Source organism: Pseudomonas sp. S3_C06 (assembly GCF_054667675.1).
Map to the genome: position 1 here is coordinate 3,776,976 of NZ_CP162747.1, position 22,547 is coordinate 3,799,522.

A 22,547-nucleotide genomic window follows, 5' to 3' on the forward strand; every position below is an offset into this window, starting at 1 on the left:
GCTCGCGAAGGCGTTGTATCAGTCAACATTCAAATGACTGATACACCGCTTTCGCGAGCAGGCTCGCTCCCACAGTTGTTTGGTGGTGATTGTTAGAGATCGGACTCCTGCACCACCCGCACCTTGTCGGCTTCCAGCGCATACGCCGCATCGGCCAGATCATTGCTGACCTTTTCAACCTTCAGCGTGCCGGTCACCCACAGTGGCGTGTAGATATCGTCCAGTTTCAAACCTTTCGGATACCGCACCAGCACCAGTTGATTCGGTGGTGGTGGCGGCACGTGGATGCAAGCGCCGGGATACGGCACGAGGAAGAACAGCGTGCTGCGGCCCTTGGCGTCGGACTCCAGCGGCACCGGATAACCGCCGATGCGAATGTGTTTGTCGTTCATCGACGCCACGGTCTTGGTCGAATACATCACCGCCGGCAGACCTTTGGCCTGCTTCATCCCGCCCTTCTCGGTGAAGGTGCCGGTGGCTTCCGGGGAGTTGTGGTCGATTTCAGGCATGGCCTCGAGGGCCTTTTGGTCCGACTTGGGCATCAGTTCGAGCCAGTCGGTTTCCGGCAGTTCGCCGGCGTGGGCCAAACCACTGCCCAGAAAGAGAAGAGTCAACAGAAGACGGCGCATGAAAGTGCTCGGTATAGAAAGGAAGGAACAATGAATCGCCGAGCATTCTAGCCCTCCCGGCCACGTTGGCCGAGAGGGCTTTGTCGCTTTGGATCAGTTCTTTTTGATCAGACCGTAGATCACCAGCAACACGATCGCGCCGACCAGTGCGCCGATGAAACCTGCGCCCTCGCCCGCGCGATAGATGCCCAGAGCCTGGCCGCCGTAAGTGGCTGCCAGCGAACCGCCGATACCGAGCAGGATGGTCATGATCCAGCCCATGCTGTCATCGCCCGGTTTCAGGAACCGAGCCAGCAGGCCGACGATCAAGCCGATAAAGATGGTTCCGATAATTCCCATGGCATTTCCCTCTGAATAGTAGATATGCGAAGCCTAGTCAGACTTTGGCATCCTGCCATGAGAGAACGGCGGCCCCTGAATGGTTCCGCCGCTGCCACATGAAACTGTTTTACTCGGCGATCAGCGCTTCAACCTTGACGATCTGCGCCTGCAGCGTGGCCATGTCGGCGCAACGCAGGTTGGCGTGACCGACCTTGCGCCCGGCCTTGAAGGCCTTGCCGTAGTGATGCAGATGGCAGTCTTCGATGGCGATGACTTTCTCAACCGGCGGTACCACACCGATGAAGTTAAGCATCGCGCTCTCGCCGACCTTGGCCGTCGAACCCAGCGGCAGGCCGGCAACGGCGCGCAGGTGGTTTTCGAACTGGCTGCACTCGGCGCCTTCAGTGGTCCAGTGCCCGGAGTTGTGCACGCGCGGGGCGATTTCGTTGGCTTTCAGGCCACCGTCGACTTCAAAGAACTCGAACGCCATCACGCCGACGTAGTCGAGTTGCTTGAGCACACGGCTCGAGTAGTCTTCGGCCAGCGCCTGCAACGGGTGATCGGTACTGGCAACCGACAACTTGAGGATGCCGCTGTCGTGGGTGTTGTGCACCAGCGGATAGAACTTGGTTTCACCATCGCGAGCACGTACGGCGATCAGCGAGACTTCACCGGTGAACGGCACGAAGCCTTCCAGCAGGCAGGACACGCTGCCCAGCTCGGCAAAGGTGCCGACCACGTCTTCCGGTTTGCGCAGGACTTTCTGGCCCTTGCCGTCGTAACCCAGGGTGCGGGTTTTCAATACGGCCGGCAGGCCGATCGAAGCGACCGCGGCGTCCAGATCGGCTTGCGATTGAATGTCGGCGAAGGCCGGAGTCGGGATGCCCAGGTCCTTGAACATGCTCTTTTCGAACCAGCGGTCGCGAGCGATGCGCAGGGCTTCGGCGCTCGGGTAGACCGGGACGAATTGCGAGAGGAATGCCACGGTTTCGGCCGGGACGCTTTCGAATTCGAAGGTCACCAGATCGACTTCATCGGCCAATTGGCGCAGATGATCCTGATCGCCGTAATCGGCCCGCAGGTGTTCGCCCAGCGCGGCCGCACAGGCGTCCGGCGCAGGGTCGAGGAAAGCGAAGTTCATGCCCAGCGGGGTACCCGCCAGAGCCAACATGCGACCCAACTGGCCGCCACCGATTACACCGATCTTCATCTCAACAACCTCAGGCAATACGTGGGTCTGGATTGTCCAGGACGCTGTCTGTCTGCTCGGCACGGAAGGTTTTCAGCACCGTGTGGAACTGTGGATGCTTGGCACCGAGGATGCTCGCCGAGAGCAAGGCTGCGTTGATTGCGCCGGCCTTGCCGATGGCCAGAGTGGCGACCGGAATGCCCGCTGGCATCTGCACGATCGACAGCAGCGAGTCGACGCCCGAGAGCATGGCCGACTGGACCGGCACGCCCAGCACGGGCAGGTGGGTCTTGGCCGCACACATGCCTGGCAAGTGGGCTGCGCCACCGGCACCGGCGATAATCACCTCGATGCCGCGGCTTTCAGCCTCTTCGGCGTACTGGAACAGCAGATCCGGGGTGCGGTGGGCAGAGACCACTTTGACCTCGTACGGGATGCCGAGCTTTTCCAGCATATCGGCGGTGTGGCTAAGGGTGGACCAATCGGACTTGGAGCCCATGATCACGCCAACCAGTGCACTCATCGTCGCGCCTCTTCTCTCTGGAGCGCCCGCAGGCGCGTCATAAAACAACAAGCCACGCAGGTTGCGTGGCTTGATTGTACGAAAAATGGCCGGACGTGCCGGCCGAAGGCCGCGCAGTATACCGCAAAGAAAGCAATAAACAGCCCCCCGCGCGACCATCTGTCATCTGCCGCAAATGCCCGGTTTTATTGACTTGAAGGTCAGCGACAGAACACCGCAAATCCCCTGTAGGAGTGAGCCTGCTCGCGATGGCGGTGTATCAGTCACATCATCGTTGAATGTGCAGACGCTATCGCGAGCAGGCTCACTCCTACAAGGGGTCCGCGTAGGCTCAGGAAGCTTGTGCAGCGCCACCCTCGAGCTTGCGCCACAGCAGACGGACGTTGGCTTTGCGCACCAAGGCGCAGCGATACAGGCGAATCTCCAGCGGCACGTGCCACTGCGGGCCGCCACAGACCACCAGTTCGCCGCGAGCCAGCTCAGCACGCACGCTCAGCTGCGGCACCCACGCAATTCCAAGCCCCTCCAGCGCCATGCTCTTCAGGCTGTCAGCCATCGCGGTTTCGTAAATAGTGGTGAAACGCAGCTGCCGCTGACGCAACAAACCATTCACCGAGCGACCAAGAAACGCCCCGGCGCTATAGGCCAGCAACGGCACGCTCGCCTCCCCTTCCAGATCGAACAACGGCTTGCCCTCGGCATCCGCCGCACAGACCGGGAGCATTTCCGTCTGACCCAAATGCAGCGAGGGGAAGATTTCCGGGTCCATCTGCATCGCCGCATCCGGGTCGTAGAACGCCAGCATCAGATCGCAGCCACCTTCACGCAACGCATGCACCGCGTCGCCGACGTTGGTTGCGACCAAACGCGTGGCGATGTTCAGGCCTTCATTACGCAGTTGCGCGATCCAGCGCGGGAAGAAACCCAAGGCCAGCGAGTGAGCGGCAGCGACCTGCATCACCTCGCCCTGCCCGCCTTCCAGATGATGCAGATGGCGCAGCACTTCACCGAGCTGTTCGACCACCGTGCGCGCAGTGACCAGAAACAGCTGCCCCGCCGCCGTCAGTTCGATCGGCGTGCGCGAGCGGTTGACCAGAGTCAGTCCCAGCGCCGCTTCGAGGCTGCGGATCCGCCGACTGAAGGCCGGCTGGGTCACGAAGCGTCGTTCAGCGGCCTGCGAGAAGCTGCGGGTGGCGGCCAGAGCACTGAAGTCCTCGAGCCATTTGCTTTCCAGATTCATCACGTCCTCCCGGACACGCACCAAAACAGGTCACACGTCTGCCGCGCACGCGGCGTCACACGGGCATTATGCCGAATGTGCATAGGGCAGTGCTGAACAGCATTGGCCCAAAATTTCCCACAAGCCTAGCATTCGCAGCGTTCCGGCACAGACCGGGTCCATATCGAGATGATTTCTATCATGTCCTCCGCTGCATCTTTCCGCACAGAAAACGACCTGCTTGGCGCCCTCGAAGTACCGGCTCAAGCGTATTACGGCATCCAGACCCTGCGAGCGGTGAACAACTTCCGTCTCTCCGGCGTTCCGATTTCGCATTACCCGAAACTGGTTGTCGGCCTGGCAATGGTCAAACAGGCCGCTGCTGACGCCAACCGCGAGTTGGGTCACCTGAGCGAAGCCAAGCACGCTGCCATCAGCGAAGCCTGTGCCCGATTGATCCGCGGTGATTTCCACGAAGAGTTCGTGGTCGACATGATTCAAGGTGGCGCCGGTACTTCCACCAACATGAACGCCAACGAAGTGATCGCCAACATTGCGCTCGAAGCAATGGGTCATCAGAAAGGCGAGTACCAGTACCTGCACCCGAACGACGACGTGAACATGGCGCAGTCGACCAACGACGCTTACCCAACGGCGATCCGTCTGGGTCTGCTGCTCGGTCACGACACCCTGCTGGCCAGCCTCGACAGCCTGATTCAGGCGTTCGCGGCCAAGGGCAAAGAATTCGATCACGTCCTGAAAATGGGCCGTACCCAGCTGCAAGACGCCGTGCCGATGACCCTCGGCCAGGAATTCCGTGCCTTCGCCACCACCATGGGCGAAGACCTGGCCCGTCTGAAGACGCTGGCCCCGGAACTACTGACTGAAGTGAACCTCGGTGGCACTGCGATCGGTACCGGCATCAACGCCGACCCGCGTTATCAAGCGCTGGCGGTACAGCGTCTGGCCCTGATCAGCGGTCAACCGCTGGTTCCAGCCGCCGACCTGATCGAAGCGACTTCCGACATGGGCGCCTTCGTGCTGTTCTCCGGCATGCTCAAGCGCACCGCGGTCAAGCTGTCGAAGATCTGCAACGACCTGCGCCTGCTGTCCAGCGGCCCACGCACCGGCATCAACGAAATCAACCTGCCAGCGCGTCAGCCAGGCAGCTCGATCATGCCCGGCAAGGTCAACCCGGTTATTCCGGAAGCCGTTAACCAGGTGGCCTTCCAGGTCATCGGTAACGACCTGGCGCTGACCATGGCAGCCGAAGGCGGCCAGCTGCAGCTGAACGTGATGGAGCCACTGATCGCTTTCAAGATCTTCGACTCGATCCGCCTGCTGCAACGCGCCATGGACATGCTGCGCGAGCACTGCATCGTCGGCATCACCGCCAACGAAGCGCGCTGCCGTGAACTGGTCGAACACTCGATCGGTCTGGTCACCGCACTGAACCCGTACATCGGCTACAAAAACGCCACCCGCATCGCCGGTCTCGCCCTTGAAAGCGGCCGCGGCGTGCTGGAACTGGTGCGCGAAGAAGGTCTGCTCGACGAAGCCATGCTCGCCGACATCCTGCGCCCGGAAAACATGATTGCTCCACGTCTGGTTCCGCTCAAAGCCTGAACCGACGCTTTACTTGTAGCACCGCTCACCAGGTCGAGGGACTAGACACCTCTCACCTTTTGAGGGCTTGGGGATTTAGTCCCCAAGCCCTTTTTTTTAACTATTTGAAGGACAAACGTCTTCTGTAGGAGTGAGCCTGCTCGCGATGAACGATGACGCGGTGTGACATTAGAACCGCAGCGCCTGCATCGCGAGCAGGCTCACTCCTACAAAGGCCCGGCGCCGGTAACGCCGGGTGTTTCAAAGCCTCGTTTCGTCGCTTGCACCACTACCGTGCAGACGGGCGCGTCACTGATCGGTATAGTGCCGCCCCTCTTCGCGTGAGCGGTCGTCGGTAACGAGGCCATAACCCATGCGAAACCCGAACTAATAACAAACCCGCGAAATGGAACCGGACGAAACCTTCGCCTCACCCGTCGTGCCGCGCGCACACCGGTGTAACACGATGTTTCTTCCATCCAGTATTTGCTTACACAATAAACAGCGAGGAAAAATCCATGCTCGAAGTCATTAACGACTTCCTCTCAGGGAAAGTACTGATCGTGCTCATTGTCGGGCTCGGTAGCTACTTCACGATTCGCTCGCGTTTCGTTCAATTGCGTCACTTCTTCCACATGTTCGCGGTGTTCCGCGACAGCCTCAAAGGCAGCGCCGGGCAACTCAGCTCGTTCCAGGCCCTGATGCTCAGCCTTGCCGGCCGTGTCGGTGCAGGCAACATCGCCGGTGTCGGCATCGCCGTGACCCTCGGTGGTCCGGGTGCGGTGTTCTGGATGTGGGTGACCGCACTGGTCGGCATGTCCAGCAGCTTCTTTGAATGTACCCTGGCCCAAGTCTACAAGCGCGCCGATGGCGACGGCTTGTACCGTGGCGGCCCGGCCTACTACATCCAGCACGGCCTTAAGCTCAAAGGCATGGCTGTAGTGTTCTCCGTCCTGCTGCTGGTCACCTACGGCTTCGCCTTCATTGGCCTGCAGTCCTACACCGTGACCCACTCGCTGCAGAACGCCTTTGAATTCAACCCACAACACACCGGTATCGTCCTGGCGGTGCTGCTGGCCATCACCTTCATCGGTGGCATCAAGCGTATCGCCTCGGTGTCCGACCTGCTGGTGCCGATCAAGACCCTGGCCTATATCGGCGTGACCCTGTACGTGATCGGTACCCAGATCGAACACGTGCCCGCCATGCTGGAAACCATCTTCAAGAGCGCCTTCGGCCTCGACCCGGCCTTTGGCGGCCTGCTTGGCAGCGCCATCGTCATGGGCGTGAAGCGTGGCGTGTTCGCCAACGAAGCGGGTCTGGGCAGTGCGCCGAACGTCGCTGCCGTGGCCGCCGTGAAGCACCCGGGCGCTCAGGGCGTGGTTCAGGCTTTCAGCGTGTTCCTCGACACCTTCGTGATCTGCACCTGCACCGCGCTGCTGATCCTGCTGTCGGGCTTCTACACCCCGGGCTTCGAAGGTGACGGCATCGTCCTCACCCAGAACTCGCTGGCCGCTGTGGTCGGTGACTGGGGTCGCATGTTCGTCAGCGTCGCGCTGTCGCTGTTCGTCTTCACCTGCATCCTCTACAACTACTACCTGGGCGAAAACAGCCTGCAGTTCCTCACCCGCAACCGCGCCGCGCTGATGATTTTCCGCGGTCTGGTACTGGCGCTGGTGGTATGGGGTTCGATGCAGGACCTGTCGACCGTGTTCGCCTTCGCTGACATCACCATGACCTGCCTGGCCTTCGTCAACCTGATCGCCCTGGCCATGCTGTTCAAGGTCGGCATGCGCGTGATGCGCGACTACGACGAGCAGCGCCGCGCGGGCGTCAAACAGCCGGTGTTCGACTCGAGCAAATTTGCCGATCTGGACCTCGACCTGAAGGCTTGGCCGACCCATCCGTCTGCCGCTGCCGGCCAGACCGAAGCCGAGCCGCAAGGCGTGCCTGCAGCGCAACGCTGACAGGTAAATGACGGGCGCATCCCCTGCGCCCGTCAGTTATTGTGGTGCAATAACTTGTGGCAGTGAGCCTGCTCGCGATAGCTGTCTTTCAACCAACATCAATGTTGAATGATGAACCGCCATCGCGAGCAGGCTCGCTCCCACAAGGACCTCATCCTTTCGGAGAATCCCCATGAATTCGTCGACCTACCCCGCCGCCCAACACGTCATGGTGCTCTACACCGGTGGCACCATCGGCATGCAGGCCAGCGCCAATGGTCTGGCCCCGGCGTCCGGTTTCGAAGCGCGGATGCGCGACTACCTGCACAGCCAGCCTGAACTCGTCGTGCCACAGTGGCGCTTCCGCGAAATGTCGCCGCTGATCGACAGCGCCAACATGACCCCGACCTACTGGCAGCAACTGCGTGAAGCAGTGGTCGATGCTGTTGATGTGCAAGGCTGCGACAGCGTGCTGATCCTGCACGGCACCGACACACTGGCCTATAGCGCGGCGGCGATGAGTTTCCAGTTGCTCGGCCTGCACGCCCGCGTGTGCTTCACCGGCTCCATGCTGCCGGCCGGCGTTACCGACAGCGATGCCTGGGAAAACCTTGGCGGCGCACTGGTTGCCCTCGGCCAGGGCCTGGCACCGGGCGTGCACCTGTACTTCCACGGCGAACTGCTGGCGCCGACCCGTTGCGCGAAAGTGCGCAGCTTCGGCCGTCATCCGTTCAAGCGCCTGGAGCGTCAGGGCGGCGGTATCAAAGCCCCATCGATTCCAGCGTCGTTGAACTACAACCAGCCGAAGCAACTGGCCAAGGTGGCCGTGCTGCCACTGTTCCCCGGCATCAGTGCCGAAGTGCTCGACGGCCTGCTCGACAGCGGCATTCAAGGTCTGGTGCTGGAGTGCTACGGCAGCGGTACAGGGCCGAGCGACAACCCTGAGTTTCTGGCAAGCCTTGGCCGTGCGCGGGATAACGGCGTAGTCGTTGTGGCGGTTACGCAGTGCCATGAAGGTGGCGTTGAGCTGGATGTGTATGAGGCGGGCAGTCGCTTGCGCGGTGTCGGCGTGTTGTCCGGCGGTGGCATGACTCGTGAGGCGGCGTTCGGCAAGTTGCATGGGGTGCTGGGGGCAGGCCTTGAAACTCAAGAAGTGCGCCGGCTGATCGAACTGGATTTGTGTGGTGAGTTGCTCTGAGCAAGGCTCTGGATCGGCCCTCACCCTAGCCCTCTCCCGGAGGGAGAGGGAACTGACCTTAGTGTCTTGCGCTATACGCCGACCTGAAAAAAAGTGTCGATTATGGATTCGGCACAGTTTTTTCACGTCGGCGTATCTCTTCAATATCCTCCAGTCGGCCCCCTCTCCCTTTGGGAGAGGGCTGGGGTGAGGGGCTGCTGCGGCATGCAACTTGCTGTATTCCAGCCATCTCAAGGCTGGAAGATCCCATGCTCCACTCCCACCTCACCACCCTCAACGCCGTCTCGCTGATCCTCAACACCTTCAAAGCCGAAGGCCTGTCGAGCGAAGCGCTGCTGGCCGGCAGTGGCATCAGTGCGGCGGATCTCAGCCGGGCCGACACGCGCATCACCACCAATCAGGAGATGCAGGTCTGCGCCAATGCGGTCGCGCTCAAGCGCGATATCGGTCTGGAACTGGGTCGGCGCATGCACGTTTCCTGCTACGGCATCCTCGGTTACGCACTGTTGACCTGTGCCACCTTCGGTGACGCTTTACGCTTGGCGATCCGTTATCCGGCGCTGTTGGGAACACTTTTCGAACTGAGTCTGGAAGACGATGGCCAGCGTGTCTGGTTCGTCGCCGCCGATTATCGCGAGAGTCCGGCGATGGCGGTGTTCAATGCCGAATTCTGCCTGGTGTCGCTGAAAGTCATTTGTGATGACTTGCTCGGGCATCCGTTGCCATTGCTCGCCACGCGGTTCGAACACGCGGCGCCGGACTATCGCGACAGCTATGCCGAGCACTTCGACAGTCCGCTGCACTTCACCGCCAAGGACAACGCCTTCGCCTTCGACCGTCACTGGCTCAATCAACCGCTGCCACTGGCCGATCTCATCACCCATCAAGCCATGGCCGAACGGTGTCGCAAGCAGAACCTGGAATTCACTGGGCGTCAGGCGTGGTTGGGGCGGATTCGGCAGCTGCTCAGCGCGCAATTGAACGCCGCGCCGGGGCTGGAAGGTCTGGCGCAGCAGATGAAGTGCTCGCCGCGCACCTTGCGCCGGCATCTCAAAGACATGGGCAGCAGCTATCAGGAACTGCTCGATGAGCTGCGCTTCGAGCGGGCCAAGCAGATGCTGTGTGAAGATCAATTGCCGATCTATCGCATTGCCGAAACGCTCGGCTTCAGCGAGACCGCCAGCTTCCGCCATGCCTTTGTGCGCTGGAGCGGCGTGGCGCCGAGCCAATTCCGGGCCTGAAGATCAAAAGATCGCAGCCTTCGGCAACTCCTACAGGGATCGGCGTAGGAGCTGCCGAAGGCTGCGATCTTTTGATTCTAAAGGGGCAATTGCGGTCAGTGTTTTTGGCCACATCCATCCCCTTTTGGCCTTTCCTGCCGTTTTCCGATTCGTCTTGTCCCGCAACACTGAGAGCAACCGAATCAGCCCTGCGGAGAACAACAAATGCTGACGATCTACTCAGACGATCACCACCTGCACCATGGCCGCTGCGAACTCATCGATGGCCAGCTCAAGCCGTGCTTCGAGATGCCGTCGCGCGCCGACCATGTGCTGCAACGCGTGAAAAACCAGAACCTCGGCGCGGTCGAGGAACCGAAGGATTTCGGTCTGGAGCCGATCGCCCGCGTCCACAGCCGTGACTACCTCGACTTCTTCAAAGGCGCATGGGCGCGCTGGACTGAATTCAATACCGACGGCGACTTGCTGCCCTACACCTGGCCGGCGCGGACCCTGCGTGCGATCAAACCGACCAGCCTGCACGGCCAGCTCGGTTACTACAGTTTCGACGGTGGCGCGCCAATCACCGCCGGCACCTGGCAAGCGGCGTACAGCGCGGCGCAAGTGGCCCTGACCGCACAAGCGCAAATCCAGCGCGGCGCGCGCAGTGCCTTCGCGCTATGCCGGCCACCGGGACACCACGCCGCCAGCGATTTGATGGGCGGTTATTGCTACCTCAACAACGCCGCAATCGCCACGCAGGCGTTCCTCGATCAGGGCCACAAGAAGGTCGCGATCCTCGACGTCGACTATCACCACGGCAATGGCACGCAGTCGATTTTCTACGAGCGCAGCGACGTGCTGTTCACCTCGATTCACGGCCACCCGGAAGCGGAGTTTCCGTTCTTCCTCGGTTACGACGACGAGCGCGGCGAAGGTGCCGGTGAAGGTTTCAACTTCAACTATCCGCTGCCCGCCGGTTCTGGCTGGGAGGTCTGGAGTGCAGCGCTTGATCAGGCCTGCAGGGAGATCGAAAGCTATGGCGCCGACGTTATCGTCGTATCGCTCGGCGTCGACACTTTCAAGGATGACCCGATCTCGCAGTTCAAACTCGACAGCCCGGATTACCTGGCGATGGGCAAACGCATCGCCAGACTCGGCAAACCGACGCTGTTCGTCATGGAGGGCGGTTACGCGGTGGAAGAGATCGGCATCAATGCGGTGAACGTGCTGGAAGGATTCGAGCAGTAACCACGCGCTAGTCGGACACGCATAAAACCAGACCCGCCCACGCGGGTCTTTTTTTGCCGGCAATATTTATCTACCGCACGCACCCCGCAGCCTGCCTCTACCTTGCCCGGAACCGCCGCCGTTTCGGCGCGCCCATCAGAGCAGGAGTTGCCCATGCCCGAAATCCCCTCGCCCAGCGCCGTCGATATCCTGACCCAACTGGTGACCGGCCCTTCGCTGCGAGAAGTCGCCTCGAAAACGCTGCGTCCGGCGCTCAAGACGCTATATCCGGATCTGGAGATCGACCCCCAACGGGCCATGGTCGTAAGACCGACCTGGGTCATTCAGGATGATCAGGTCGTCCCCGGCCGCCACCTGATCGAATCGCTGACCGACACACTGGTGCGCCTGGGCCTCTCCGGCACTGCCGTGACGTACCTCGACGGTGAGCATTATCTGACCTCGCAGCCCGACCAGCCCGCAGCCATTCAGCTGCCGGTGAAAATCAGCGCCGTCGGCAAGCTGCTCAATGATCTGGCACCATTGCTGTTCATTGCCTACAAGGAACAGCAAGTCAATTACTGGGACGAATTCACCTACCCGGGACAACCGCGTTGGCAACAGATGTCGCAATCCTTGCGCAAGCTGTGGAACGTCGAAGCCAATCCTGACTGGGATACCGACCAGCGCACCATGGTCGAGGCGGTTTACCAGCACCCGGACAAACACCAGCGCCGGCCAACCGGCAAATACCAGGTACGCGCCTGCCTGGTCGATCTGGACCGCAACGAGGGTGACCAACAGAACCATCTGACCCTTCTCGATACCGCCGTGCTGATCGGTACCGATGGCCAGCGCACCTGGATCATCACGTACTCGGTGATCCAGGGTTTCGAGAGCTTCGAATCGCTGGATGAACTCGGCAAGGCTTTGTTGCGTCGCTACGGGAATGAAGCTGCCGGTGTCGGCCTGGAATGGCGACTGTTCGAACCGCAAGGCCATTTCTTCGACTATCAGGCCTGTACCCTGATTGCGCTGGAGGCTGATGCCCTCGGCGCGATCAATTTCTTTCAAGAGTCGGGGCCACGCCCGCCCTACCCGCACCCCGGGACTGTCGGCGATCCGCGCGAACCGACACCGCGCCTCAAACCGCATATCGAGCGTCTGCGCCCGATGCTGCCAGCCTGGCTCGACAGCGCCGCGCCGGCCGATCAAACCCGTTACAGCCGGCATCTGCTGGACCTGACCATGGTGCAGCATGCGAACAAAGGAAAAACCTTCCAGAGCGAAGTTGTCAGCCTGCAAGCGTTCACCCGCGATGCCCTGAAACAGCAGATGCTCAAGGACCATCCGAAGGCCGGCGACGTAGCGATCGATGACATTGAAATCAGCATCACCAGCCTGGTGGTCTGGGGCACGTTCGTCTTGCCGGGCAACACGCAGACCCAGACACTGTCACTCATTGAACTTGCCTTGCAGAACCTTGCCGGACAGCCAATCGGCAACAAAACCGTACGTTACAAGGACGGCAGCGAATTGCCCGACTGGATGACCGTCAGTTACGTGGAAACGCTGGTCAGCACGGTCGATATCGGCAAGACCTACCCGGCGCACTTGCAGAACCTGCTGGTCGACGACACCGAGCAAGCGACCGCGCTGCAAGGGCTCTACACCAGCCAGTTGCCCATCGAGCTGCCACTGCTGGCGTTGCAACACAAAATACAGGGCAAGGCGGGCATGACTGATCTGGGTTACCGCTATGTCGTCGCCGCACTGGCCAGCACTGACGAGGAGCGGCATGTCGATCACGAGGAAGTGGTCATTCGCCCGCTGGCATTTGTCGCCCATCGCACCCGCTCAGAGGCCGACACCGTCGATAACATGTTCATCATCGGCCCGCGCGCGGTGGAAAAAGGGCCGTGCGTGCTTTATCGGCCACTGTTCGAAATGGCGCTGATGCAGTTTCCCTCTCACGCCAACCTGACGTACGAAATCCAGCAGTCTCGCCAACTGCGTGAGTCAGTTCTGGCCTGGTTGCCGGACGATGTACGCTTCAACTACAGCCAGTTCGTCTTCACTGCCCGGCTGCCTTCGGTCTGGACGATCCCGCAATTGCTGATCAACCCCACTACCGCTCTCGACATGTCCGGTCCGGTGGCACTGGGAACCGCGGCGATCGAGCAGGATGTGCTGGCGACGCTGCACAACAGTAACGTTCAGGCGGTGATTACCCAGGCTGATCGCCAGTCGGTCTCCGATGCAGAAGCGCGCTGGGCCACGCTAAAACACGGCGGCTGGATGTTGTTCAACGCGGCATTGCCGTTCCTGGGACGCAGCGTCGGCACAGCGGCCTGGATCTGGCAGATCATGGACGACCTGCAAGAAGTCAGCGACGTCGCCAATGAGCAATCCGGCAAGATCGCCTGGACCGCTCTCACCGATATTCTTCTGGCATTGGGCATGGTGCTCGCCCATCGCGCAGCGGTCGGCGACAAGCCACAAAGCGAACCACTGACACAGGAAGAAACCGTTCAGCCCATCACCACCACCGCCGCCGTCATCAGCACTGCATTAAAGCTGCCAGATATCTCCGGCAGCGCCCTGCCCAGCGCCCATGAAATGTCGGTAAACCCTTTTGCCGCACTGAAGCGATCTCCCGTCGCGCTGACCACTTTGCTCGAGAGTTTTCAGATCGCCAAACCCAGAGGTATCGGCGATGCCGCCAGCGAGGGCACCCACAGACACCTCTATCCGCGCCAGAAACAATGGTTCGCTCCGGTGGGCAAGCGCTGGTTCGAAGTCACCATCAATGAACACGCAGACGTCCAGATCATCGACTCACGCCAAGCAACGGCGCGCCCCGGACCGCCACTGACCCGCACCGCCAATGGCCAATGGGTGGTCGATCTGCGCTTGCGCCTGCGAGGCGGCGGTCTCGACAGTGCGCTTGAGAAAGCTCAGGACTTCAGCAAAAAAACAGCGAAGCAACTGACTGCCGAAATCAGCGCTTTCGATGTAACGATGACGGCCAAACAGATTCAGCTTGACGCACACCGCGCCGCGCTCGACAACGCGCTTGCGCAGTCCAAGGCACAGCTGCGTGAGCAATATCTGACTACGCTTGAATCACAGCGCAAGGCTTACGCCACGAACATCGAACAAATCAAAGCGTTGAATCACAAGGAACCCATTCCCAATTACCGCACCGTGATGATTCAGCGACTGCAGATGCAGTTGTTTCTCGGTCAGGAGTGGCTCGAACTGCACTCCACAGAGCTTCAGGCCAGCCTGAAGACGATGCAGACAATGCTTGCCGATGAAAGCCGATTCGCCCTTCAGGCGTTTATCGACACCTTCGAAAAAATGACCGATCAGACCCAGGCCATCATCGAAAAAGTGGAGTCGGCACAGACGCGTTTTGACGAATTGACGCTGTTGGGAAAAGAGGCTGTCGAGGTTATTCAACTGTATCGCAAGATGTTGCCTAACTATGATCTCAACGACCTCAAGCTTCTACAGATCAGCCTCGGCCAGGAGATCTGCGTCAAGCCGGGTGACACGACGATTGACGCCAACGCGCGGCAGACACTGGCCACCCTCATCGAAGACGCTGCACTGAGTATCCAGAGCACGCTGAACCTGACCAGCGACGAAAGCCTCGACAACCTGCGTGACCGCACGGATGCCTTGAGCAATGTTGCCGAACAATTTACCGCCATCGATCAACGCTTTGGCGATCTGCTCATCGACTATCCCGAGCAGATCAACACCGCGCGACTGGAACATGTGCGCAGCCGGGTGAGCGCATTCAAAGCCCGCACGGACGTAAAACTGGTCGAGTTGCTGCGCTACAAACACTTGCTGGAACCGCTGCCCGGGCCTTCCCGGCCGACATCGGCATCATCATCGACGCGCCGGATCATCAAAACCAAATCCAGGGGTACATTAGTCGGCGAACGAAAAAAGAGCATCGAGAGTCCGGATACTGACCTGGTGGAAGTGCGCACCACCCTGACGGGCGTCATCGCCACCTTCCAGGAAGAGTCACCCGGTGTCTGGGTCGAACAGCGCACAGCCAAACCGAAACCGCCCAAGCCCAGTCCAAACCTGAATACCAGTATTCGTGAAGGTCAGGCCCTGATCGACGGTCTGGCCACCTTCCACCGGCGTATCGAGGCCCAACTCAAACGAGGGCCACGGATTCCTGTCGAGGTCGAAGAGGACTATCACAAACACGCTGCCGTCTTGCGCAAAGCCAACGCAGGCATCGATGAAGCGTTGACCGCCAGCAATCTGACTGCCGACCTAAAAAAACCGACCGAAGCGCTTGGCCACAAGCTTGACGAAGCCGCTAACAACCTTGAAGCAAAAGGCACCAGCACGCGTATCCGGATGGTCAAGCAACAGCCACCGACGGCGGCCGGGATCCTTTGGCTGAAGGACAAGGGGGAAGTGACGACGTCACAAACCGTGACCCGGCGCCGGCTCCGCAGTCACGCCAACGATTTTCTCGACGAATACGAAATACGCGACGTCCACACTCACAAGGTGCTGTGTTACGCACACTTCCATTACAGCAGCGCGCAAGCGCCCGTCACGCCATTCCCCACCGGCCATATGAAAACCGTTGCACAACGACATATGGGAGGAGCTTATGAGCCACGCTTGCTCAACAATCAGGCACTGATCGATATCCATCGCAGCACAATTTCCGACAAATCCGCACAGACGCTGTTTCTCATACCTGCCACGCCTGTCGTAACCGAATCAACGCCGAGTTGATCGCCGCTTCAGGTACGGCAGCAAACCCCAGCACCAACCCGGCGCGCTGATCCATGGGCGTGGTGGAATCAGGCAGCCAGTAGCTGCTCAAACCGTTGATCTCGACATCGACGCGAGCCGCTTGCGCAATCAACTGCTGCTCGCGCTCGAGGTTGTCTACGGCCACGGTCAAGTGCAATCCGGCCGAGACGGCAGGCAGATCGCCGACACCGGCAATGGTGCTCGGCCAACCCTTGAGCAATGTATTGCGGCGGCTCAGAGCAGCCCGCCGCATGCGTCGGATATGTCGCTGGAAATGCCCGGCGGCCATGAATTCGGCCATCACGGCTTGTGTACTCACCTCGGAATGCCGGACATCCACAGCCCGCCGTTGTGAAAATGCATCCACCAGCCCCGGCGGCAGTACCAGATACCCAAGCCGCAGCGCCGGGAACGCGACCTTGCCGAAAGTGCCGACATACAGCACGCGTCCCTGTCGATCGAGTGCCGCCAACGGTGCCAGTGGTGCACCGGTGTAGCGGTACTCGCCATCGTAGTCATCCTCGACGATCCAGCCTTGGCAACGCTCGGCCCAGGCGAGCAGTTCAAGACGTCGCGCCAGGCTCATCACCACGCCGGTCGGGTACTGATGAGAGGGCGTGACATAAGCCACGCGACAATCCCCAGTGGCCGACAGCGCAGCGCAATCCATACCCTCGTCATCCACGGCAATACCGTGCAAACGAGCGCCTGCCACGGCGAACGCATGACCGGCCGCACGGTAGCCCGGATTTTCGATCGCCACACCGTCGCCCGGCTCCACCAGCAACTGTGCACAAAGGCTAATGCCCTGCTGTGCGCCGCTGGTGATCAGAATTTGCTCAGGTGAACACTGCATGCCACGCGAACTACGCAGATACGCCGCGATCATGGCGCGCAAACGCGCATCGCCGGACGGATCGCCGTAACACAGTTGCTCCAGATTCGGTTTGCGCCAGAAAGCCGCATTCAGCTTGGCCCATACCTCGAACGGGAACAGATCAAAGGCCGGAACACCGACCCGAAAGGCTCGCGGTGGACCGCTCGGCGGCCGGGGCAAATGGTTCTTTTCGATACGCGAAAAGGTCCCGCTGTGGATAACTTTACTGGATGGAATCACAGGTGAATCCAGCCAATTTGTGGATAAGGCTGTGGGTAAGCCTGTTGAAAACCCTGTGGATACTTTTGTGGATAATTTTTTCGGCGAGGCTGCTACCGGCATCAATTGCGCGACATAAGTGCCATCGCCGACCCGCCCCTCGATAAACCCTTCGGCATACAGTTGATCGTAGGCGCGCACCACACTGTTGCGGGAAATACCCAACGCCGCCGCCAGATCGCGACTCGCCGGTAACCGCGTGCCGCTCGCCAGCCGCCCGTCCAGTACCCGCAGGCGCAAAGCCTGATAGAGCTGCCGACTCAAACCCTGACGGCGATCAAGCTCGATACCTGCAGGGTTGAATGGCATGGACAACGTCGGCGAATCGGGCATGGCAATGGACCTATGAAATTGGTCATCAATGGCTCTTACAACAGACCAATAGCCTGCCTACGATGCACGCATTCGCCAAGGAAAATCTGTCCATGTACACGCCACGCGCCTTTGCCATCGAAGACCTGACACAACTGCACGAGCTGATTCTCGCCACCCGCCTCGCCATTCTGGTGACTCACGGCGAAAGTGGCCTGCAAGCCAGCCATGTGCCGGTGCTGCTGCATTGCGAACAAGGTGAGTACGGCACGCTGTACGGGCACCTGGCCCGCGCCAATCCACAATGGAAAGACCTGCGCGACGGCGCCGAAGCCATGCTGATTTTTGCTGGCGCCGATGCCTACGTCAGCCCGGGCTTTTACCCGAGCAAGGCCGAACACGGCAAAGTCGTGCCGACCTGGAACTACATCGCCGTGCATGCCTATGGCCACGCCGAAACCTTCAGCGACGGCGGGCGCCTGCTCGACATTGTCAGCACCCTCACCGACCGCCATGAAGCCGGCCGCGCACAACCGTGGTCAGTTGCCGATGCGCCCGCCGATTACATCGACGGCATGCTCAAGGCCATCGTCGGTTTCGCCATGCCCATCGACCGTCTCGAAGGCAAGCGCAAGCTCAGCCAGAACCGCAGCGCCGAAGACATTGCCGGCGTGCGCGAAGGCCTGGTCGCCAGCCCCGAGACCAACGATCAAACCCTCGCCCGATTGATGCGCTAAGGAAATCACCATGAGTCAGATCGACATTCGCCCGGTCAGCGCCGCCGACCACGCCGCGTGGCTGCCGCTGTGGCAGGCCTACCTGCGGTTCTACAACACCGAACTGCCGGAAGCTGTGACGGCAAGCACCTGGCAGCGTTTTCTCGATCCGAGCGAACCCACTCACGCGGCATTGGCCTGGGCCGACGGTAAAGCCGTGGGCATGGTGCATTACATCTATCACCGCTCGAACTGGAGCATCGAAAACGCCTGCTACCTTCAAGACCTGCTGGTGATCCCCGAGACCCGTGGCACCGGCGTCGGCCGCCTGTTGATCGAACATGTCTACGCCACCGCCAAGGCTGACGGCTGCGGCAAAGTACACTGGCTGACCCACGAAACCAACGCCACTGCGATCCAGCTCTACGAGCGCATCGCCGAGCGCCCGGGCTTCATCCAGTTTCGCAAAGCCATTTAAGGAGACGCACGCATGACCGCTTCACTCGCTGACTGGAAAGGCGTCCCCGCCCCCACCGCCACGCTGCTCGAAGGCCGTTTCATTCGCCTGGAAAGACTCGACCCGGCGCGTCACGGTGACGAACTGTTCGCCGCCCTCGAAGGCCCGGGTGCTGACCCTAAACTCTGGGACTATTTGCCCTATGGCCCGTTCCCGGAACGCAATGCGTTCAACGCTTGGCTGAACAACCACGCGGCCGCCAGCGACCCGTATTTCTTCAGCGTCGTTGATCGCGCGACCAATCAGGTGCAAGGCATCCTCAGCCTGATGTCGATCGTCCCGGCCCAAGGCCGCATCGAAATCGGCCACGTCACTTTCGGCGCACCAATGCAACGCTCGCCGAGAAGCACCGAAGCGGTGTACCTGTTGGCCAAGCATTCCTTCGACCTCGGCTACCGCCGCCTCGAATGGAAATGCAACAACGGCAACGCCCGCTCCAAGTACGCCGCCGAGCGCCTGGGTTTCAGCTTTGAGGGGGTGTTCCGTCAGCACATGGTGGTCAAGGGGCAGAACCGCGACACCGCGTGGTATTCGATTCTGGATGGCGAGTGGCCGGCGATTGCGGCAGGGTTCGAGCAGTGGCTGTCGGATGAAAATCAGACGCCCGACGGGCAGGTAAAAGGCTTGGTTGAGTGCCGATCGTGATTACCTGAAAAGCAAAAGATCGCAGCCTGCGGCAGCTCCTACAGGGTGAACGTCAATCCCATGTAGGAGCTGCCGCAGGCTGCGATCTTTTGATCTGCGGTTACACCAGTTTCTGCGCAAGCACCGCGATGTGTTCCGGCCCGATCCCGCAGCAACCGCCCAAATGGCTGGCACCGCGCTGCTGCCAGTCAATCGCCCAATGCAGGTAACCCGGCGGATCCAGATCCTCGCGCAGCGGATCGAGTCCGTCGTTGGCCGTAGCTTCTTTTGGCTGCGGCGGAAACGCATTGGCGTAAGCACCAATGTTTATCTTCACCCCCAAACGTTCGAAAGTTTCACGCGCCGCATCAATCGCGGTGCCGATCACTTCCGGCTGACTGCAATTGAACAGCAACGTCTGCACGCCCAACTCAGCCGCCACCGCAGCCGCTTCGGCGACCGGCTCGCCAGAGCGCAGGCGCGGCACTTCATCGGTGTCTTCGTCCGTCAAGGTGAACGACAACCAGAACGGTTTGCCATCCTTCGGCAACCCGGCGTGAATGGCTCGCGCCTCGATGATCGAACTCTGGGTTTCCGCCAGCCACAGATCAACGTGCGGTGCCAGGCCATTGACCAAGGGCGCCAGCAACTCGGTCACTCGTGCGGCCTCGAACAGATCCGGACGATAAGAGCCGAACAGCGGCGGCAATGAGCCGGCCACCCGCACGGATTTTCCCGAGGCCTGCACCGCACGCCGCGCCAGCTCACCGGCCAACGCGGCCAGCGCCTGCCCTTCGGCGGCGAAACGTTCTTCGCCAATATGGAACGGCACCACGGCATAACTGTTGGTGGTAATCACATTGGCGCCACTGGCGATATAAGCGGCATGTACCCCCTCAACCGCTTGCGGCGCCTCGCTCAACGCCAGCGCCGACCACTCCGGCTGGCGAAATGGCGCCCCGGCGCGCTGCAACTCACGGCCCATGCCGCCATCGAGAATAATCGTGCTGCCTGCGCCCATATGCTTTTCACTCATATGCTTATGAAAATAACTCACTATCAGAGTCGTTCTTATAACTATTTAATACGCACCATTCCGTTAAAAACAACCTCTTTTTTACCCAGGGATCGACTGTGAAATTTCAACCGCTACTGGCCCTGGGCCTGACGATTCTGGCCGCCTCCACGCAAGCCTTTGGTGGCACGACGCTGGACCGTATCGAGCAAAAGAAAGAACTGGTCGGCGTGCTGATGGAAAGCTATCCACCGTTCTCGTTTCTCAATGACCAGAATCAACTGGATGGCTTCGACGTTGATGTCGCCAAAGCAGTGGCTGACAAGTTAGGCGTCAAGCTGCGACTCGAAACGCCGTCCTGGGACGTCATTGCGGCCGGCCGCTGGAGCGGGCGCTACGATATCTGCATCTGCTCGATGACACCGAGCAAGGCCCGCGCCGAAGTGTTCGATTTCCCGGTCGAGTACTACGCTTCGCCGGCAGTGATCGTGGTCAACGCCAAGGATGAGCGGATTCACAATGCCAAGGATCTGAGTGGCAAAAAAGTCGGCCTCACCAGCGCGTCCAGTTACGAAAGTTATCTGAACAAGAACCTGGTCATTGAAGGTGCCGAGGACACGCAGTTGCAGTACCCGTTCGAAGACGTGCAGATCGCGCCGTACGATACCGACAACGTCGCCTTCCAGGATTTGGGCCTGGGTGCCGGCGTGCGCCTGGATGCAATCCTCACCAACCTCGTTACCGCGCAGCCACGCCTGAATGAAGACAAACGCTTCAAACTGGCCGGCGCGCCGCTGTACTCGGAGCCGAACTCGGTGGCCATCGAAAAGGGTGACGCGCAATGGGACGCCAAGGTGCGTGAAGTCTTCGCGCAACTGAAACAGGACGGCACCCTGAGCAAGCTGTCGCAAAAATGGATCGGCGCTGATATCAGCCAATGACTTCTTTCCCGACACCGCCACAGCCACCGCAACCAGTGGCTGAATCACGCCTGCAACGGATGTTCGGGTTTCGTACGCGGCTGTACCTGACCTGGGCAACGCTGTTCTGCCTGTTCGCCGGGTTCTTCCTGAGCTTCGACCTGAAGTTCTCGATCATCCTCGACAAACTGCCCAATCTGGTCGGCCTGCACCTGGCGCCCAACGGCTTTTTGCAGGGCGCGGCGCTGACGCTTTTCCTCTGTGTGTGCTCGATTGTCGCCTCGTCCCTGCTGGGCTTCATCACCGCATTGGCACGCCTGTCGAAAAGCGCCGTGGCGTTCGGCATCGCCAGTTTTTACACCTCGTTCTTTCGCGGTACGCCACTGCTCATCCAGATCTTGCTGATCTATTTGGGCTTGCCGCAACTGGGCATCGTGCCCGGCGCCATCGTCGCGGGCATCATTGCCCTGTCACTGAACTACGGCGCCTATCTCAGCGAAATCTTTCGCGCCGGCATCCTCGGAGTCGACCACGGCCAACGCGAAGCTTCGCTGGCATTGGGGATGCGCGAGACAGTGATTTTCTGGCGCATCACCCTGCCGCAAGCCATGCGCACGATCATCCCGCCCACGACGAACCAGTTCATCTCGATGCTCAAGGACTCGTCGCTGATTTCGGTGATGGGCGTCTGGGAAGTGATGTTTCTCGCCCAGTCATACGGGCGCTCAAGCTACCGCTACATCGAAATGCTGACGACGGCGGCGATCATTTACTGGCTGATGTCGATTGGCCTGGAATTGATTCAGGCGCGCATGGAGCGGCATTACGGCAAGGCTTACGTGCGGCGGAGCTAGGGCGATCGGCACATTGCGGGCTGCGTCGGGTTTTAATTGATTTCTCGGCGAAGCCGCACGACGCCCATTTTCATCCCGAACAATCGGAATATTGAGTCCAACGACCTTAACGTTTGATTACCCTCAGCGTGCTCTATGTGTATCAACGTGCGGACCGAAATTTTGCACATCTTAGCGAATTGGATTTGATGCAGCCCTGTCACCTCCACTCGTAAACGGCGGACAGCTTCGCTGATTTCCAATGTCCCGTCGGCCAGCGCCTCTTGAATGCTTTCGATGAGCGCCATGCGTTCGAGAACTGTCATTACCATTTTCCTCTCCAATCTTCGAGCGCCGCATAAGGCTCAATAAACATTAATGGCGCGGGGATTCATTGATGTGATTGCTTCGGCGTTTGAATCAAACTTACTGCACCTAATGAGAGGAGCAGGCAAAAAAACTGCAACAAAATGCAGAAATTAATATGTTTCAGCGCCGAAGATGCAAAACAATGCAGATCAACCACCGACATCATTCTGTAAAAACCCTTCGCTATACAGGACGCCCCGCT

The 22,547-nt window shown here is 60.0% G+C and carries 19 protein-coding genes; 11 read left to right on the top strand and 8 right to left on the bottom strand.

The window, feature by feature from the left end:
* Positions 1-92 precede the first annotated feature (92 nt).
* From AB4N44_RS16885 to AB4N44_RS16905, 5 genes are all read right to left on the bottom strand, one after another.
* On the bottom strand, positions 93-629 hold the full coding sequence (locus AB4N44_RS16885; protein WP_007920225.1) for a DUF3299 domain-containing protein: 537 nt from the start codon (positions 627-629) through the stop codon (positions 93-95).
* Between the two features lie 93 nt (positions 630-722).
* Complete coding sequence (locus AB4N44_RS16890) at positions 723-968, bottom strand: GlsB/YeaQ/YmgE family stress response membrane protein (protein ID WP_095187854.1); 246 nt, start codon at positions 966-968, stop codon at positions 723-725.
* 109 nt (positions 969-1,077) lie between these two features.
* A complete protein-coding gene (locus AB4N44_RS16895; protein ID WP_007920221.1) occupies positions 1,078-2,160 on the bottom strand; it encodes a 5-(carboxyamino)imidazole ribonucleotide synthase in 1,083 nt (360 codons plus the stop codon).
* Positions 2,161-2,170: 10 nt separating this feature from the next.
* A complete protein-coding gene (gene purE / locus AB4N44_RS16900) occupies positions 2,171-2,662 on the bottom strand; it encodes a 5-(carboxyamino)imidazole ribonucleotide mutase (RefSeq protein WP_127930272.1) in 492 nt (163 codons plus the stop codon).
* Between the two features lie 331 nt (positions 2,663-2,993).
* On the bottom strand, positions 2,994-3,902 hold the full coding sequence (locus AB4N44_RS16905) for a LysR substrate-binding domain-containing protein (RefSeq protein WP_064116481.1): 909 nt from the start codon (positions 3,900-3,902) through the stop codon (positions 2,994-2,996).
* Between the two features lie 180 nt (positions 3,903-4,082).
* Here AB4N44_RS16905 and aspA point away from each other — a divergent pair, with 180 nt between their 5' ends.
* The 6 genes from aspA (at position 4,083) to AB4N44_RS16935 (ending at position 15,862) form a co-directional block, all read left to right on the top strand.
* Positions 4,083-5,507 (top strand): aspartate ammonia-lyase, encoded by a 1,425-nt coding sequence (gene aspA, locus AB4N44_RS16910; protein ID WP_064116482.1) that lies wholly within the window; start codon positions 4,083-4,085, stop codon positions 5,505-5,507.
* Between the two features lie 497 nt (positions 5,508-6,004).
* Complete coding sequence (locus AB4N44_RS16915) at positions 6,005-7,453, top strand: alanine/glycine:cation symporter family protein (protein ID WP_460108363.1); 1,449 nt, start codon at positions 6,005-6,007, stop codon at positions 7,451-7,453.
* Between the two features lie 172 nt (positions 7,454-7,625).
* Positions 7,626-8,630 carry an asparaginase gene (locus tag AB4N44_RS16920; protein WP_150749872.1) on the top strand — a complete coding sequence of 335 codons (1,005 nt, stop codon included), beginning with the start codon at positions 7,626-7,628 and terminating at the stop codon, positions 8,628-8,630.
* A gap of 248 nt (positions 8,631-8,878) precedes the next feature.
* Positions 8,879-9,871, top strand: coding sequence for an AraC family transcriptional regulator (locus AB4N44_RS16925; RefSeq protein WP_460108360.1), 993 nt, complete (start codon positions 8,879-8,881; stop codon positions 9,869-9,871).
* A gap of 204 nt (positions 9,872-10,075) precedes the next feature.
* Positions 10,076-11,101 (top strand): histone deacetylase family protein, encoded by a 1,026-nt coding sequence (locus tag AB4N44_RS16930; protein WP_127930278.1) that lies wholly within the window; start codon positions 10,076-10,078, stop codon positions 11,099-11,101.
* A gap of 153 nt (positions 11,102-11,254) precedes the next feature.
* Positions 11,255-15,862: a dermonecrotic toxin domain-containing protein gene (locus AB4N44_RS16935; RefSeq protein WP_460108358.1), complete on the top strand. Its 4,608-nt coding sequence runs from the start codon at positions 11,255-11,257 to the stop codon at positions 15,860-15,862.
* Here the strand turns inward: AB4N44_RS16935 and pdxR are convergent.
* Entirely contained in the window at positions 15,819-17,372 is a 1,554-nt protein-coding gene (pdxR, locus tag AB4N44_RS16940; RefSeq protein WP_460108355.1) for a MocR-like pyridoxine biosynthesis transcription factor PdxR, read from the bottom strand. The genes AB4N44_RS16935 and pdxR overlap by 44 nt on opposite strands.
* Before the next feature lie 92 nt (positions 17,373-17,464).
* On the opposite strand from pdxR, the gene AB4N44_RS16945 reads away from it, so the two are divergent.
* From AB4N44_RS16945 to AB4N44_RS16955, 3 genes are read left to right on the top strand one after another with little or no spacing between them, the layout of a single operon-like run.
* Positions 17,465-18,088: an FMN-binding negative transcriptional regulator gene (locus AB4N44_RS16945; RefSeq protein WP_460108353.1), complete on the top strand. Its 624-nt coding sequence runs from the start codon at positions 17,465-17,467 to the stop codon at positions 18,086-18,088.
* Between the two features lie 10 nt (positions 18,089-18,098).
* A complete protein-coding gene (locus AB4N44_RS16950; RefSeq protein WP_455805953.1) occupies positions 18,099-18,545 on the top strand; it encodes a GNAT family N-acetyltransferase in 447 nt (148 codons plus the stop codon).
* A gap of 12 nt (positions 18,546-18,557) precedes the next feature.
* Positions 18,558-19,229 (top strand): GNAT family N-acetyltransferase, encoded by a 672-nt coding sequence (locus tag AB4N44_RS16955; RefSeq protein ID WP_150749878.1) that lies wholly within the window; start codon positions 18,558-18,560, stop codon positions 19,227-19,229.
* 100 nt (positions 19,230-19,329) lie between these two features.
* Here AB4N44_RS16955 and AB4N44_RS16960 read toward each other — a convergent pair whose 3' ends face one another.
* Entirely contained in the window at positions 19,330-20,229 is a 900-nt protein-coding gene (locus tag AB4N44_RS16960) for a homocysteine S-methyltransferase family protein (RefSeq protein ID WP_460108350.1), read from the bottom strand.
* A 113-nt stretch (positions 20,230-20,342) separates the two neighbouring features.
* Between AB4N44_RS16960 and AB4N44_RS16965 the strand changes: the two genes are divergently transcribed.
* Positions 20,343-21,164: an ABC transporter substrate-binding protein gene (locus AB4N44_RS16965; protein ID WP_150776031.1), complete on the top strand. Its 822-nt coding sequence runs from the start codon at positions 20,343-20,345 to the stop codon at positions 21,162-21,164.
* Entirely contained in the window at positions 21,161-21,997 is an 837-nt protein-coding gene (locus AB4N44_RS16970; protein ID WP_007912085.1) for an amino acid ABC transporter permease, read from the top strand. The genes AB4N44_RS16965 and AB4N44_RS16970 overlap by 4 nt, the downstream gene beginning before the upstream one ends.
* Before the next feature lie 32 nt (positions 21,998-22,029).
* On the opposite strand, the gene AB4N44_RS16975 is transcribed toward AB4N44_RS16970, so the two are convergent.
* On the bottom strand, positions 22,030-22,308 hold the full coding sequence (locus AB4N44_RS16975) for a helix-turn-helix domain-containing protein (RefSeq protein WP_127930287.1): 279 nt from the start codon (positions 22,306-22,308) through the stop codon (positions 22,030-22,032).
* Positions 22,309-22,547 lie beyond the last annotated feature (239 nt).

Coding starts and splice junctions, on each gene's coding strand:
- AB4N44_RS16885 (WP_007920225.1), bottom strand. CDS start 629: ATGCGCCGTCTTCTGTTGACTCTTCTCTTTCTGGGCAGTGGTTTGGCC.
- AB4N44_RS16890 (WP_095187854.1), bottom strand. CDS start 968: ATGGGAATTATCGGAACCATCTTTATCGGCTTGATCGTCGGCCTGCTG.
- AB4N44_RS16895 (WP_007920221.1), bottom strand. CDS start 2,160: ATGAAGATCGGTGTAATCGGTGGCGGCCAGTTGGGTCGCATGTTGGCT.
- purE (WP_127930272.1), bottom strand. CDS start 2,662: ATGAGTGCACTGGTTGGCGTGATCATGGGCTCCAAGTCCGATTGGTCC.
- AB4N44_RS16905 (WP_064116481.1), bottom strand. CDS start 3,902: ATGAATCTGGAAAGCAAATGGCTCGAGGACTTCAGTGCTCTGGCCGCC.
- aspA (WP_064116482.1), top strand. CDS start 4,083: ATGTCCTCCGCTGCATCTTTCCGCACAGAAAACGACCTGCTTGGCGCC.
- AB4N44_RS16915 (WP_460108363.1), top strand. CDS start 6,005: ATGCTCGAAGTCATTAACGACTTCCTCTCAGGGAAAGTACTGATCGTG.
- AB4N44_RS16920 (WP_150749872.1), top strand. CDS start 7,626: ATGAATTCGTCGACCTACCCCGCCGCCCAACACGTCATGGTGCTCTAC.
- AB4N44_RS16925 (WP_460108360.1), top strand. CDS start 8,879: ATGCTCCACTCCCACCTCACCACCCTCAACGCCGTCTCGCTGATCCTC.
- AB4N44_RS16930 (WP_127930278.1), top strand. CDS start 10,076: ATGCTGACGATCTACTCAGACGATCACCACCTGCACCATGGCCGCTGC.
- AB4N44_RS16935 (WP_460108358.1), top strand. CDS start 11,255: ATGCCCGAAATCCCCTCGCCCAGCGCCGTCGATATCCTGACCCAACTG.
- pdxR (WP_460108355.1), bottom strand. CDS start 17,372: ATGCCCGATTCGCCGACGTTGTCCATGCCATTCAACCCTGCAGGTATC.
- AB4N44_RS16945 (WP_460108353.1), top strand. CDS start 17,465: ATGTACACGCCACGCGCCTTTGCCATCGAAGACCTGACACAACTGCAC.
- AB4N44_RS16950 (WP_455805953.1), top strand. CDS start 18,099: ATGAGTCAGATCGACATTCGCCCGGTCAGCGCCGCCGACCACGCCGCG.
- AB4N44_RS16955 (WP_150749878.1), top strand. CDS start 18,558: ATGACCGCTTCACTCGCTGACTGGAAAGGCGTCCCCGCCCCCACCGCC.
- AB4N44_RS16960 (WP_460108350.1), bottom strand. CDS start 20,229: ATGGGCGCAGGCAGCACGATTATTCTCGATGGCGGCATGGGCCGTGAG.
- AB4N44_RS16970 (WP_007912085.1), top strand. CDS start 21,161: ATGACTTCTTTCCCGACACCGCCACAGCCACCGCAACCAGTGGCTGAA.
- AB4N44_RS16975 (WP_127930287.1), bottom strand. CDS start 22,308: ATGGTAATGACAGTTCTCGAACGCATGGCGCTCATCGAAAGCATTCAA.